This window comes from Lysobacter capsici (assembly GCF_014779555.2).
In the GTDB taxonomy this organism is placed as follows: domain Bacteria; phylum Pseudomonadota; class Gammaproteobacteria; order Xanthomonadales; family Xanthomonadaceae; genus Lysobacter; species Lysobacter capsici.
In genome coordinates, this window is the sequence record NZ_CP094357.1 from 3,512,952 (window position 1) to 3,527,199 (window position 14,248).

At 67.3% G+C, this 14,248-nt stretch carries 12 protein-coding genes; 6 read left to right on the plus strand and 6 right to left on the minus strand.

The genetic code is table 11. The annotated features are described in order from the left end of the window. Nucleotides 1-394: 394 nt before the first annotated feature. Entirely contained in the window at nucleotides 395-904 is a 510-nt protein-coding gene (locus IEQ11_RS14125) for a DUF1993 domain-containing protein (protein ID WP_036108666.1), read from the minus strand. Nucleotides 905-1,046: 142 nt separating this feature from the next. Further along, nucleotides 1,047-1,526, minus strand: coding sequence for a redox-sensitive transcriptional activator SoxR (gene soxR / locus IEQ11_RS14130; protein ID WP_036108619.1), 480 nt, complete (start codon nucleotides 1,524-1,526; stop codon nucleotides 1,047-1,049). Between the two features lie 77 nt (nucleotides 1,527-1,603). Between soxR and IEQ11_RS14135 the strand changes: the two genes are divergently transcribed. After that, nucleotides 1,604-2,614: an NADP-dependent oxidoreductase gene (locus tag IEQ11_RS14135; RefSeq protein ID WP_191821816.1), complete on the plus strand. Its 1,011-nt coding sequence runs from the start codon at nucleotides 1,604-1,606 to the stop codon at nucleotides 2,612-2,614. A 180-nt stretch (nucleotides 2,615-2,794) separates the two neighbouring features. Beyond that, entirely contained in the window at nucleotides 2,795-4,393 is a 1,599-nt protein-coding gene (locus IEQ11_RS14140) for an MFS transporter (protein WP_228464611.1), read from the plus strand. A gap of 919 nt (nucleotides 4,394-5,312) precedes the next feature. Here the strand turns inward: IEQ11_RS14140 and IEQ11_RS14145 are convergent. Further along, the gene (locus IEQ11_RS14145; protein WP_191823818.1) at nucleotides 5,313-6,530 is read right to left on the minus strand and encodes a glycosyltransferase; all 1,218 of its coding nucleotides are present in this window, start codon (nucleotides 6,528-6,530) and stop codon (nucleotides 5,313-5,315) included. A 135-nt stretch (nucleotides 6,531-6,665) separates the two neighbouring features. Between IEQ11_RS14145 and IEQ11_RS14150 the strand changes: the two genes are divergently transcribed. Then, on the plus strand, nucleotides 6,666-8,156 hold the full coding sequence (locus IEQ11_RS14150) for a phospholipase D-like domain-containing protein (RefSeq protein ID WP_191823817.1): 1,491 nt from the start codon (nucleotides 6,666-6,668) through the stop codon (nucleotides 8,154-8,156). On the opposite strand, the gene IEQ11_RS14155 is transcribed toward IEQ11_RS14150, so the two are convergent. The 3 genes from IEQ11_RS14155 to IEQ11_RS14165 all read right to left on the minus strand — a co-directional run bounded on the left by IEQ11_RS14155 (nucleotide 8,153) and on the right by IEQ11_RS14165 (nucleotide 10,271). Further along, complete coding sequence (locus IEQ11_RS14155; protein WP_191823816.1) at nucleotides 8,153-8,461, minus strand: hypothetical protein; 309 nt, start codon at nucleotides 8,459-8,461, stop codon at nucleotides 8,153-8,155. The two genes, IEQ11_RS14150 and IEQ11_RS14155, sit on opposite strands and share 4 nt — an antisense overlap. After that, nucleotides 8,458-9,132 carry a hypothetical protein gene (locus tag IEQ11_RS14160; protein WP_191823815.1) on the minus strand — a complete coding sequence of 225 codons (675 nt, stop codon included), beginning with the start codon at nucleotides 9,130-9,132 and terminating at the stop codon, nucleotides 8,458-8,460. Before IEQ11_RS14160 ends, IEQ11_RS14155 begins: the two co-directional genes overlap by 4 nt. Nucleotides 9,133-9,578: 446 nt before the next feature. Then, nucleotides 9,579-10,271: a hypothetical protein gene (locus tag IEQ11_RS14165; RefSeq protein ID WP_191823814.1), complete on the minus strand. Its 693-nt coding sequence runs from the start codon at nucleotides 10,269-10,271 to the stop codon at nucleotides 9,579-9,581. 189 nt (nucleotides 10,272-10,460) lie between these two features. Between IEQ11_RS14165 and IEQ11_RS14170 the strand changes: the two genes are divergently transcribed. The 3 genes from IEQ11_RS14170 (at nucleotide 10,461) to IEQ11_RS14180 (ending at nucleotide 14,173) form a co-directional block, all read left to right on the plus strand. Then, complete coding sequence (locus IEQ11_RS14170) at nucleotides 10,461-12,269, plus strand: extracellular catalytic domain type 1 short-chain-length polyhydroxyalkanoate depolymerase (RefSeq protein WP_191823813.1); 1,809 nt, start codon at nucleotides 10,461-10,463, stop codon at nucleotides 12,267-12,269. Between the two features lie 137 nt (nucleotides 12,270-12,406). Continuing rightward, complete coding sequence (locus IEQ11_RS14175) at nucleotides 12,407-12,958, plus strand: YgjP-like metallopeptidase domain-containing protein (protein ID WP_411920780.1); 552 nt, start codon at nucleotides 12,407-12,409, stop codon at nucleotides 12,956-12,958. Nucleotides 12,959-13,357: 399 nt separating this feature from the next. Beyond that, nucleotides 13,358-14,173, plus strand: a complete 816-nt coding sequence (locus IEQ11_RS14180) for a 2OG-Fe(II) oxygenase (RefSeq protein ID WP_036115535.1) — start codon at nucleotides 13,358-13,360, stop codon at nucleotides 14,171-14,173. Nucleotides 14,174-14,248: the final 75 nt, after the last annotated feature.

Sequence of the window (14,248 nt, forward strand, 5' to 3'; positions counted from 1 at the left end):
AATTCATGCAATGCGATGCGCTGTCGCGCTGGCGCGAATCGCGTGGTGTCGACCGGATCGGTGGCGGCGACCCGGCGAGAATAAACGCGGTTCGCCGCATGCCCGGATCGAGGCCCGCGTGCGGGTCTGAAACTGCGCGGCCAATGATGCGTTCAAGCGCTCGGATGCGCTCGCCGAACGCGGGGCTTGACGGCGCGAAAAACCGCGCCGACCCGTCAGGAAACCTGGGCCGGCAGGCCATGCGCAGTGAGGCGACGCCGGAAATCGAATCGATTGCTCAAGCAAGCGAGCGTTTCAGCTGCCCGCGGCGTACGCGGCAGACGATTCCTCTCCGCCGATCGCGACCGCGGCGCCGAAACGGCGCCGCGGTGGCTTCAACTCAGTACCTGTCGCCTCAGTACTTGCCCATGTAATCTCGCTTGCCGATGTTGACGCCGTTGCCGCGCAAGATCGCGTAGGTGGTGGTGACGTGGAAGAAGAACTGCGGCAGGCCGTAATGGACGAGGTAATCGGCGCCGCCGAAACGGCGTTCCTTCGGGGTGCCCGGGCGCAGCACGATCTCGCGGTCCTGCGCGCCTTCGAACAGCGCCGGTTCCAGGCTGCCGACGAAGTCGAGGGTCTTGGCGATCAGCGCCTGCAGTTCGGCGAAGCTGCGCTCGCTGTCGTCGTACACCGGCACTTCGACGTCGGCCAGACGCGCGCTGATGCCCTTGGCGAAGTCGCAGGCGATCTGGACCTGGCGCAGCAGCGGGAACATGTCGGGGAACAGACGCGCCTGCAGGTAGGCGTCGGGGTCGATCTTGTGTTCGCCGGCGTGGGCTTCGGTCTTGGCGAGGATCTCGGCGAGGCTGCCGAGCAACTGCTTGAGCACCGGTACGCTGGCGGAGTACATCGAAAGGGTCATGGCGATTTCGTCGTGCGGAGGGAAGCGCTCATGGTACGCCACGCGACTCGATCGCGACGGCGATAGCGACGCGTTATCCAGGCGCGCAACGGGCAGCACCCGCTTTTCGCGAGCACTCGGATCAAAGCAGCACGCGAGGTGTCTATTCCGCGCGCTTACCCCCACGCCGCGGCTTGGCCTGCTGCAACGCCGCCGCCCAACGCTGCGCGCCCGAGCCCTGCTCGCCCCAGGTGTCGTCCGGATTGGCCAGGCGGCAACGATCGATCGACAGACAACCGCAACCGATGCACTGGTCCAGGGTGTCGCGCATCAGGCTCAGGTTGGCGATGCGTTGTTCGAGTTCGTCCTTCCACGCCGCCGACAGGCGCACCCAGTCCGCGCGCGTGGGCGCGCGCGATCCGGGCAAGGTGTCGAGCGCTTCGCGAATCGTCGCCAGCGGCATGCCCACGCGCTGGGCGACGCGGATGACCGCGATCCGGCGCAAGGTGTCGCGGCTGTAGCGGCGCTGGTTGCCGGCGGTGCGCAGGCTGTGGATCAGGCCCTTGGCCTCGTAGAAATGCAGGGCCGATACCGCCACGCCGGAGCGTTCGGCCACCTGGCCGACGGTGAGTTCCATGTTCATGCGCATCCGCCCGGGGGGTTGACCTTAACCAATGTTGAGGTTTTATCGTGCGCTTCGACCTCTTTCGACGTCAAGCCATGGCCACCCCGCACGCCGATCCACGTCCACCCGATGCTTCCGCGCACGCCGCCCGCGTCAAGGCGGTGGTCTTCGATCGTTACGGCGCGCCCGAAGTGCTGCATGCGATCGAATTGCCGATGCCGCAGGCCGGTCCCGGCGAGATCAGGGTGCGGGTGCGCGCGGCCGGGGTGCGGCCCAGCGACATCGCCGCGCGCAGCGGTCTGGGCCGCGACAGCGAATCGGGCGAAGACGGCCGACCGGCGTTTCCGCGCCGCCTGGGCAACGAATTCGCCGGTGTCGTCGATCAGGTCGGCGCCGGAGTCGATGCGTTCGCGCCCGGCGACGAAGTGATGGGCTGGGCGGTGGCGATGAGTTACGCCGAGGTCCTGACCGTGCCCGCCGAACAGGTCGTGCACAAACCGGTCACAATGAGTTGGGCGGTGGCCGGCGCGTTGCCCTCGACCGGCCAGACCGCGCACGCGGCGCTGTGCGATCTGCGCCTGCGACGCGGCGAGCGCGTGCTGATCCATGGCGCGGCCAGCGGCATCGGCAGCGTCGCGGTGCAGTTGGCGCGCGCCTGGGGCCTGCGGGTGATCGGCAGCGCCGCGGCGGGCGATCACGACTACCTGCGCGCGCTCGGCGCGCAACCGATCGACGACGACCACCGCGGCATCGCGCAGGCGCGGGTGCTGGCGCCCGACGGCGTGGATGCGGTGTTCGATGCGCTCGGCGTCGATCGCTTCGACGACTGGCTCGCGCTGTGCGGCGATCCGGCCCGCATCGCGACCCTGTGCGATTCGCCGCGCGCGCATCGCCTCGGCCTGCGGACCGTACGCAGCCGACGCAGCCGCGCGCGCCTGGCCGAACTGGTCGCGATGCACGAACGCCATGGCCTGCTGGTGCATGTGCGCGAGATGTTTCCGTTGACCCGCGCCGCCGAAGCGCATCGCGCGGTCGAGCGCGGGCCGGGGCGCGGCAAGGTCGTGCTGATGGTGTACGCGCCGTTGACGCTGAGGTTCTGCGCATGAACATGGTGATCATCGCCGTATCGCGCTCGACCGCGGAAGGCGCTCCAGCCCCGATGTCCGACGAACAACTGCTGGCTAGGCGGAGCGGTCGCATCGGGTCTGGAGCGTCTTCCGCGGTCGAGCGTCTGGCGACGACAGCCGTATTTGCCCGATCGGGCGGCAACGGCTGAGGCCGTCGGCATGGAAACCACCCGGCTCATGATGGCGGACCGTCCGACGCCGGCCGGCGATGCGGACATGCGCGCGTCCGAATCCAGCCGCGTCGGGGCGGGTGCTCCGTCCAGTCACGATTTCGCGCAGGAGTTATGCGCGCAAGAGTCCGCGGCCACCAATCCATCCTTGCAGGAAAACCGCTCCATCAAACACTCCGCCGAAAACGCAAACGATCGCGAGCTCTCGAACACCGAGGCCAACACGGCCGACACCGCTGACAGCCTGTTCGCGCCGCGCTATCGCGGCCTGAGCCTCGGCGCCGTGGCCCTGGTCGCGCTGGTCGCGTTCGAAGCACTGGCCGTGACCACCGCGATGCCGACCGTCGCGCGCGCGCTCGACGGCTTGCCGCTGTACGCGCTCGCGTTCGGCGGCACCCTCGCCGCCAGCGTGGTCGGCATGGTCGCCGCCGGGCGCTGGGCCGATGCGCGCGGTCCGGCCGCGCCGCTGCGCCACGGCATCGCCTGGTTCGCGCTGGGCTTGATTCTCGCCGGGCTGGCGCCGTCGATGCTCGCGCTGATCGCCGGCCGCGTGGTCCAGGGCTTCGGCGGCGGATTGATCTCGGTCGCGCTGTACGTGGTGGTCGGCCGGGTCTATCCGGTCGCGCTGCGGGTCAAGGTATTCGTCGCGTTCGCCGCGGCCTGGGCGGTGCCGGCGGTGGTCGGCCCGGCGATCAGCGGCGCGATCGTCGAACACCTCGGCTGGCGCTGGGTGTTCCTGTCGGTACCGGTGGTGGCCTTGGTCGCGGCCTGGCTGGTGCTGCCGTCGCTGCGCGGGCTCGGCCCGTCTGCGCCTCGCGAAGCGACGCACAGCGCCGGCCAGCAACGCACCCGGCTGCTGTGGGCGCTGCTGACCACCGCCAGCCTGCTCGCGCTGCATTACGGCGGCCAGCAACGCGGCTGGCCCGCGCTTGCGTGGCTGGCGCCGGCGATCGCGCTGCTCGGCTGGGCCGCCTCGCGGCTGCTGCCGGTCGGCGCGCTGCGCGCGGCGCGCGGCCTGCCGGCCGTGGTCTCGCTGCGCGGCATCGCCGCGGGCGGGTTCTTTCTCAGCGAAGCCTACATCCCGCTGCTGTTGTCGCAGGAACGCGGGCTGTCGCCGACCTGGGCCGGGCTGGTGCTCACCCTCGGCGCGATCGGCTGGTCGACCGGTTCGTGGTATCGCGGCCGCAGCAGCGATACGGGCGCGCCGCAGCGGTTCCTGCAGGCCGGTATGGCGATGCTCGCGCTCGGCGTGATCGCGATCGCCGCCTTGATCTGGCCGCACACCCCGCTCGCGCTCGGCGTCGCCGGCTGGGTGCTGTCCGGGCTCGGCATGGGCCTGATCTATCCGACCTTGTCGGTGCTGATGCTGGAACTGTCGCCGCCCGAGCAACAGGGCGTGAACTCCTCGGCGCTGCACCTGGGCGATGCGATCTACACCGCGACCGCGTTGGCGGTCGGCGGTTCGCTGTTCGCCGCGTTGCTGGGCCGTTCGCACACGCTGGCCTATCTGTGCGGCTTCGCGATCGCTTTCGCGCTGGCGTTGCTCGGGTTGGTGCTGGCGACGCGGGTGCGGGTCGATGCGGCTTGAGATGGGTCGCGGGTCTTGAGGTTGATGAAGTTGTATTCCGCGGTCGCGGCTTGTGCTCCAAGGAAGTCCAGCAGGACGCCGCTCCTACAGGTAGGCATGTCGCTTTTGCTTGGGCTTGAAGTCTCGCAGTTCATCCAGCGCTGCGAGGCCACTGACTCGCGTTAGAAAAAGCACACCCGAAGGGCGGCGCACATGGATGTGCGCCGTGCGCCACCGGGACAGGATGTCCCGTGTGGCGCATGCCCGCGTCTGCTCCGCACTTGCGGGCACTTGATTCACAAAAAAGCATTTTTCTTTGGTTACCTTTCTTTTGTTGCTTTAGACAAAAGAAAGTGACCCGCCGCTTCAGCGGCGGAACGCTTTTGATCCTGCTTGCAGCTTTAAAGGCTTCGAAGCTTTGAAGCTCTAGAACTTTTGAAGCCAAAGGCAAGATCAACAGCTTTCGTCCGCAAGCGGCCGAGTTACTTTCTTTTGTCAAAAGCGACAAAAGAAAGGTAACCAAAGAAAAACGCTTTTCTTTGAATCAAAGGCCCGCAAGTGCGGAGCAGACGCAGGCATGCGCCACGCGGGACATCCATGTCCCGGTGGCGCACGGCGTGCATCCTGCACGCCGCCCTTCGGGTGTGCTTTTGCTAACGCGAGTTCGATGCTTCGCAGCGCTGGATGAACTGCGCGACTTCTGGCTCGAGCTGAAGCTCATGCCAAAGCTAGAGCTAAAAGCCAACGAAAGTAATTCGCTGCTTGCTGCTCCGCGCAGGCATGGGCGGCTCCGCGTTCGCCGCGTCGGAAAGGCGTCCCCCGCCACGATCGAAGCGGCCACGCCCGCCGCGCGCAAGAACGACTCGGCCAAAGGCGATCCCGCCAACGGCCGCTGCGCCCTCGGTATGCGGGACTTTTCGCCCTCGCCTCGCCCGCTCAGTCAGCCCGCAATCTCGGGTTCGTCCGCCGACACCGGCCGCGGCAACGACTTCGCCTGCGCCAGCCGCTGATACAGCGCCACCACCTGCTCCATCAAGCCCTCGGTGCTCCAGGCCCGCGCATCCACCGGCCCGGCCGCGGACAACTGCGCGCGCAGTTGCGGCGAACGCAGCACCGTGGCGAGGTGGCCGGCGAAGGCCTCGACGTTGTCCTCGCTGACCACCGCGCTGCGCGCGCCGCGCAACACCGTCGCGGTGCCCATCACCGCGGTCGACACGATCGGCACGCCCAGCGCCATCGCCTCGATCAGCACCAGCCCCTGGGTTTCGGTCGGCGAGGCGAATACGAACGCATCGCCGGCGCGGTAGGCATCGAGCAGGCTGGTGCGGCGGTCGAGATTGCCGAAGAAACGCACGTTGCGTTCCAGGCCGTGTTCCTTCGCCAAGCGCTTGAGCCGCTCCGCGTCCGGCCCTTCGCCGGCGATGACGAACATCAACTCGGGAAACTCGCCGAGCAGGCGCTTGGCCACCTGCAACAGGAACGCGATGTTCTTCTCGACCGCGAGCCGGCTGACCGTGACCACGGTCGGGCGATTGGCGGCGATGCCGTGCTCGGCGCGAAAGCGCGCGCCGTCGCCGCGCGCGAACTCGCTCAGGTCGATTCCGGTCGGCAGCACCGTCGACGGCGTGCGGATGCCGTAGCGATCGAGCACCTCGACCATCTGCGCGGTCGGCACGATCAGATGATCGACGCCGTGGCACAGCACCCGCGAGAGTTTGCGCGCGGCCATCCGCAACAGCGGCGCCGGCGCCCACGGCAGGTAGTGACCGATGTATTCCTCGAAATAGGTGTGGTACGTCTCCACCGTCGGCCGCCCGGTCTGCGCGGCCAGGCGCACCCCCAGGCCGTGCGCGCGGAACGGGGTGTGGATGTGGATCACGTCCCAATGCCGCCGCGCCAGTTGCGGCTGGATGCGGCGCAGCTCCGGCGCGCGGATCAGCCGATCCTCGGGATCGAAGAAGATCACCCGCGAGCCCAGCCGGATGATCTCGAACTCGCCGCTGTCGTGCTGTTCCTGGCCGCTGTCGGGCCCGTAATCGGGCGCCACCAGAGTCACCGAATGGCCCATGCGCGCCAGCGACTGGGCGAAGGTGCGGATCGAGCTCGACACCCCGTTGACCCGCGGAAAATACACGTCAGACAGCATCAGGATGTCCATCCGGCCAGCCTAGGCGGGCGACATGACCGATTTGTGGCGGTTATCGCGGCAAACGCCGCTTCGGTTCAGTCCGGACAGGCGCGCGCGGCGCGCGGCTGCGACAATGCCCGTCCCCCATCCGTCGCCGTATCGCTCATGTCAGAAGACGTTGCCGCCATCGACTCCCCGCCGCCGCGCCGCCTGCGCCGCTGGCTCAAGCGCGCGACCGCGTTGCTGCTGGTGGCCTGGATCGCGATGGGCGCCTACCAGGTCTATAAGCCGCTGCTGCCCGGGATCAGCCAGGCCGGCCCGCTGCGCAGTGCGACCGACGTGGCCCTGCTGACCGACATCACCTGGGTCGACGCGGCCAATCAACGCCACAGCGATCAGCACGTATTCGACGAAACCCTGCGCCTGATCGGCCAGGCCCAACGAGTGATCGTCGCCGATCAATTCCTGTTCAACGACTTCGGCAGCCAGGGCGGCGAGGTCGAATACCGCAAGCTGAGCCAGCAACTCACCGACGCGTTGATCGCGCGCAAACGCGCCGTGCCGCGGTTGCATGCCGTGCTGATTACCGACCCCATCAACACCGTGTACGGCGGCCTGCCGTCGCCGCGACTGGACGCCTTGCGCGCGGCCGGGGTCGAGGTGGTGACCACCGACCTGCGCCGCCTGCGCGCGCCCAATCCGGCCTGGTCGGGGCTGTGGCATCTGTGCTGCGGCTGGGCCGGCAACAACGACCGCGACGGCTGGATCGCCAATCCGCTCGGTCCGGGCAAGGTCACCCTGCGCAGCTGGCTGAGCCTGCTCAATCTCAACGCCAATCATCGCAAGACCTTGGTGGTCGACCAGGGCGACACCTGGACCGCGCTGGTCGCCTCGGCCAATCCGCACGACGCCAGCAGCCTGCACGGCAACGTCGCGCTGCGCTTCAGCGGCGCGGCCGCGCTCGACCTGCTCGCGAGCGAACGCGCGGTGGTCGCGCTGTCGGGCGGGTCGTGGCCGCAAGGCCTGCCGACCTCGGTGCCGCCCGACAGCATCGTCGACACCACCTCGGCGCCGCGCGTGCAGATACTGACCGAAGCCAGGATCCGCGACGGCCTGCAGGCGGCGATCGACGGCGCCCACGGCGGCGACCGGATCGATATCGCGGTGTTCTATTTCTCCCATCGCCGCCTGATCGATGCGGTCATCGCCGCGCACAAGCGCGGGGTCGGCGTGCGCGTGCTGCTCGATCCGAACGAGGACGCGTTCGGACGCAAGAAGAACGGCGTGCCCAATCGCCAGGTCGCCTCGGAACTGCACGCGGCCGGCGTGCCGCTGCGCTGGTGCGACACCCACGGCGAGCAATGCCACGCCAAGCTGCTGCTGCGCAGCGATCGCGACGGCGGCATCGAACTGATCGCCGGCTCGGCCAACTACACCCGCCGCAATCTGGACGATTACAACCTGGAAAGCAGCGCGCGCGTGGTCGCCGAATCCGACGCGCCGGTCGCGCGTCAGGCCGCCGAGTATTTCGAACAAAGCTGGAGCAACGGCGCCGGCCGCGGCATCAGCGCCGACTACCCACGCTACGCCGACGAATCGCAGTGGCGCAAGCTGTGGTATCGGTTCAGCGAGGCCAGTGGGTTGTCGAGTTTCTAGTCCTCGGCAACGGCGGGTCCGATCACTGCCGCCTGCTCGGCGATGTGCCTGTCCAGCCAGCCGAGAAACCGCTGGAAGTGCTCCACCATTTCTTCGTCGCGATACAAATAAGGCAGATTGCCTGGCGTGTATTGCGCCAGGCGATCCAACATGCGCGAAGCCGGGGTGTCGTGGTCCTCGCCGAACAAACGCAGAAGTTCGCCCTCAAGCGGATAACGCAGATCTCTACTGGTATTGCCGGCCAGAAATTGCACGACCATGGCACGCAGCGCCGAATAATCGTCCGCGATTCCGCCAGTCGTCATGGCTGCCGCGTCTGGCTCGAGGCCAAGTAGGTTTCCAGACTCGGCCGGCCCTGCCGATGCCAGTCGGGATAACTCATCTGGAAGTAAGCCGTCATCGTGCCCGGCAGGCTGTCGCGCGCGGCCTGCGCGCCACCGCGACGATACAGCTCGCCGATGCGCTGCTGCTCCTCTTTCAGCCGCTGTACTTGCTGCGGCGAAGGAGCGAGCCTGAGTGGCAATTGCGGCCGGGGCAAAGGGTCCAGCGCGGAGCGAATCCGCGCCAGCGCGATCAGCGATTCGGTATTCCCGATCTCGCCATCGCCCAGATCGGCTACCGCCAGGGCCAGCTCGATCGCCGACCGGCGGTGCTCGGTCAGCGCGCTCGCTTCCGACAAAGGCTGTCGATACAGTGGATGCGGAGCCAGCGCCGCGAGCCATGCCGCTTGGGTCCGCGCGCAATAGCCGTGCTCGAACAACAGATCGTGCAGCAGCCAGATATCGAGTGCGGCGATGCCGCGCAGACTCACATAGTAGATTTCCAGCTCGTCGTACTGCGCTTGCGGATACTCGCTCAGTCGCTCGGCATGCTCCTGCCCCTTGCGCACCATCGAGTCCAGAAACTGGGCCGTGCCCAGCTCGTGATAAGGCAATCCACGGACCGTCCATAACGCGTCCTGCGCCAGATAATGCATACATCAAGGTCCGTTGCGATCGAAGGCCGCCCCAGACTAGGGCCCGCCGATCCGCGATTCAACCGATTCGCGCATCGGCTTGCTGCAGCGCAATGTGCCCCATCGGACGATGGCGCCGACCTGCGCGCGGTGGCCCACTGCGGCCACGCCGGAATCGCTGCCGGCCTGGGGAGTCGACCGCATGTCCGTTCGCCTGAGCAGGACCCGTCCCGCATCCTGGTATCACGCCGTGATCGCATTGACCCTGGCGCTGTGCGGTGTCGGCGCCGCGCACGCGTCGACCGAAGTCACCGGCTTCGGCAGCAATCCCGGCAATCTGCGCATGTTCAAGTACGTGCCGCCTGGACTACCCGCGCTACGCCGACGAATCGCAGTGGCGCAAGCTGTGGTATCGGTTCAGCGAGGCGAGCGGGCTATCGAGTTTCTGATCGATCGACCGGCGATGCTCATGGCGTCGCGCGAACGCCTTGCAGATACCGCTCCATGCTGGGATAGCCAAGGCGTCGCCAAGCGGCATGGCTCAGGTTGAAAAAACCAATCACCGTTCCCGGTATCGCATCGCGTGCTGCTTGCGCGCCGTGTCGACGGTAGATCTGGCCGACCCGTTGGCGGTCCTCTTGAAGCTGCTGCAACTGCTCCGGCGTCGGCATGAGCCGCAGCAGCACCATTGGCTTGGGTAGCGGGGCGAGCGCTTCGCGGATGCGTTGCATGCACGACGCGGCCGAACCCGCATCGCCGACATCGTCCGATTCCTCGTAAGCGGAAAGGGCCAGCGCGAGCAACCGCGCCTGACCGCGCTGATAACGCTCGTCGTTCAGCACCCGCGCCTGCGCCTCACGCAGCAACGGCTCGTACAGCGGGTGCGGCGACAAGGCCGCGAACCACGCACCGGCCAGCAATTGTTGCGGCATGAGTTCGAACAACAGATCGTGCAGCAGGCACAGGTCCAGCGCGGCCATGCCGCGCAGGCTCAGGTAGTGCTGTTCCAACGCGTCGTACTGGCGTTGCGGATATTCGGCCAGTTCCTGCGCATGCTGTTGTCCGGCAAGATCCATGTCGGCCAGGAATTCGGGCCGGCCCAGGACACGAAACGGCAGCCCGGACGTGACCCAGAACGCATCGTCGGGCAGATAGTGCATTCAACGAGGCCCTGGGCTACGACGGGACCGCCAGCCTACGCAGCGCGGCCGCATCGCTCAAGCCCACGCCGCGCTGCGCGCAGGCGATTGCTGCGGCGCAATGTGCCCCATCGGACGATGGCGCGCGCTGCCGCGCGGTGGCCCACTGCGGCCACGCCGGAATCGCTGCCGGCCTGGGGAGTCGATCGCATGTCCATTCGCCTGAGCAGGGTTCGTGCCGTATCGCTGTATCCGTCGCTGATCGCAGTGACGCTCGCGCTATGCGGCGTCGGCGCGGCGCAGGCCTCGACCGAAGTCACCGGCTTCGGCAGCAATCCCGGCAATCTGCGCATGTTCAAGTACGTGCCGCCTGAGCTTCCGGCCGATGCGCCGCTGGTGGTCGCGATGCACGGCTGTTCGCAGAGCGCGGCTAGTTACGACGCGGAGAGTGGCTGGGAACTTCTGGCGCAGCGCTGGCATTTCGCCGTGGTCCTGCCGCAGCAGCAGAGCGCCAACAATTCCAGCGCCTGCTTCAACTGGTTCGAAACCGGCGACACCACCCGCGGCCAAGGCGAAGCGCTGTCGATCAAGCAGATGATCGACAAGATGCGCGCCGATCACGGCAGCGCCGCCGATCGCGTCTACGTCACCGGCCTGTCCTCCGGCGGCGCGATGACCGCGGTGATGCTGGCGACCTATCCGGAAGTGTTCGCCGGCGGCGCGATCGTGGCCGGCATTCCGTATCGCTGCGCGACCAGTTCCAGCGCGGCGTTCAGCTGCATGTCGCCCGGCAGCGACCTCACCCCGGCGCAATGGGGCGACAAGGTGCGCGCCGCGAGCACGCATACCGGGCCGTGGCCGATCGTATCGATCTGGCACGGCGACGCCGATTATGTCGTGCGTCCGGCCAATGCGGCCGAAAGCCTGCAGCAATGGACCAATGTGCATGGCATCGATCAGGTCGCCGATGTCGAGGACAGCGTCGCCGGTTATCCGCACAAGGTCTATCGCGACGCGCAAGGCCGCGCGCGGGTCGAAACCTACACCATCACCGGCATGGGCCACGGCACGCCGGTCGATCCGGGCACGGGCGAAAGCCAGTGCGGCAGCGCCGGCGCGTACGTGCTCGACGTCAATATTTGTTCGAGCTATTACATCGGCCGGTTCTGGGGCCTGGACGATCTCGACTCGAGCCTGCCGCAGGTCGCGCTGACCGCGCCGGTCGACGGCGCGGCGGTCAGCGGCACGGTCGCGCTCAGCGCGAACGCGAGCGACGACGCGGGCGTGGAACGGGTCGATTTTCTGCTCGACGGCGCGTTGATCGCCAGCGACGCGCAAGCGCCGTACACCGCCAGCTGGAACAGCGCGAGCGCCAGCAACGGCGCGCATACCCTGCAGGCGCGCGCCGAGGACATCGCCGGCAACACCGCGACCTCGGCGGCGGTGCACGTCACCGTCAGCGGCGGCACCAGCGGCCCGCCGCAGGTGCTGAGCTTCGACAACGAAGACGCCAACGACGGCTACGTCAAGGCCAACGCCGATGGCGGCGCGCCCGCGGTCGGCACCCTGGAAGCCAGCCTGGGGCTCGCGCTCGGCCGCGGCACCGACGGCAAGTTCAACCGCAGCGTGCTGTCGTTCGACACCTCGGCCCTGCCCGACGGCGCGACGATCGTGTCGGCCTCGCTCAGCGTCGCCTACCGCAGCGCCAACGGCGATCCGTGGAGCCAACCGGCCGGCAATCGCCTGTTGATCGACGTGCGCAACGGTTGCCTGGGCGGCTGCGCGATCGAGGCCGGCGATTATGCGGCCGCGGTGGATGCGTCCACGGTCGCCGAACTGGCGCGTTTTACCGGCGGGACCCAGAGCAGCAGCGTGTTCAATGCGGCGGGGCTGGGCGCGATCAATCGCGGCGGGCGCACGCAGTTGCGGCTGCGCTTCGAACAGTTGCCGGGGGCTACGAGTTATCTGTGGATCGATCGCGGCGCGAGCGCGAAGTTGCGGGTGGAGTATCTGCCTTGAGTGCTGTGTACGCCTGAGCCGCCCTCACCCCTACCCTCTCCCGCAAGCGGGAGAGGGAGTCGAAACGGCCACAAAACGCCGTGTCGGGCGAAATGTTCGGCCAACCTCGCCGCCCCGTCTCGCCCCCAGCCACACCGATGCCGTATCGTTCGCGCATGGACGAACTTCGCTACCTGCGCGGCTACGGCGAGCGCGTGATGGATCAGGTCCGCGCGCTGATCGACAGCGGGCGGCTGGCCGAAGTGCTGCGCAATCGCTACAGCGCCAGCCACGAAGTGCGCGACGACAAGGCCTTGTTCGAGTACGTGGTCGCGATCAAGGAGCGCTACATGCGCAAGGCCGAGCCGCTCAACAAGGTCATCTACGACAACAAGCTGCATGTGGTGAAGCATGCGCTGGGCACCCATACGGCGATCTCGCGCAATCACGGCGGAAAGCTCAAGGCCGCGCGCGAGATCCGCATCGCCACCTTGTTCCGCGATGCGCCGGCCGAATTCCTGGAGATGATCGCGGTTCACGAACTGGCTCATCTCAAGCATCGCGATCACGACAAAAGCTTTTATCAGCTGTGCGAGCACATGAGCCCGCACTACCACCAGCTCGAATTCGACCTGCGCCTGTACCTGACCCAGCTCGAGCTGGCGGCCGCGCCCTCGCGCGACCGCGACGGCGCGGCCGGCGCCGACTGATCCGCATCTCGTTATCCGCATCGTCACCCGAGTCACGGTCGCCGACGCGATCGATCGCCGATTCAGCCGGCATACGTAGCCGCGCCCGGCACGCGCTGGAGCGACCGGACACGGCACCGCCCCGGCACGCCGCAACACCGGCAACGCCGCGTTCGGGCAAATCCCGACAAATCGACCGGGCCGTCATGCGAGCCGGGCACCGACGAAGCGACCCGATACGCCCGCAGGCCCTCGCGCAAGGCCCAGCCTCATTCGCCCGACACGCCCCATATGCGAATAAACGCATAAACCGCACCCATCCCGTGCAGCATCGTTGCGGCGGAATTGCCGCGACGACCCGGGCGAGGCGCATCGGTTAGAATCCGCCCTGTTTCGTCCCCTTCAGCGGCAAGCAAGCTTATGGATCGCATCCAGATCGGCGCCTTGATCGAGCGCAAACTCGAACAGCAGGCCCAGCAACTCACCCAGCAGTGGCACCAGGCCGCGCCGATCCATCATTTCGTCATCGACGATCTGTTGCCGCCCGAACTGGCCACGCGGATTTTCGCGGCGTTTCCGCCAGCCTCGAAAATGATGCTGCGCAAGAATCTGCGCGAACTCAAATACGTGTCCGCGCAGATGGATCAGCACGATCCGCTGCTGGAGGAAATCGTGTTCGCGTTCCAGCAGCCGGGCGTGCTCGAGGCCATTCGCGCGATCACCGGGCTGCGCTCGCTGTACCCCGACGCGCATCTGTACGCGGGCGGGATTTCGGTCATGGGCCAGGGCCATTTCCTCAACCCGCATCTGGACAACTCCCACGACAAGGATCGCGAGCGTTACCGCGTCCTCAATCTGCTGTATTACGTCAGCCCGGATTGGGAACAGGCCAACGGCGCCAATCTGGAACTGTGGCCCGACGGTCCCGATGGCGAAGCGAATACCATCGTCAGCCGTTTCAACCGGCTGGCGGTGATGGTGACCAACCAGCATTCGTGGCATTCGGTGTCGGCCAATACCACCGATCGGCCGCGTTGCTGCGTGTCCAATTATTATTTTTCCGATCATCCGGTCGGCGCGGGCGAGTACTTCCATCCGACCTCGTTCCGCGGCCGTCCCGAGCAGCCGCTGCGCGACCGGGTGCTGCGCGCCGACGCGATGCTGCGCGGCTGGGTGCGTAAGCTCTTCCCCAAGGGCGTGCGCGCGACCAAGCACGTCTACAAGAAGGACGAGTGAACGCCGATCGGCGATCGCCTGTCAGGGCGATCGCGACCGGGCGAGCCGGGTTGATGTCCACCGATCCGGCTTGAA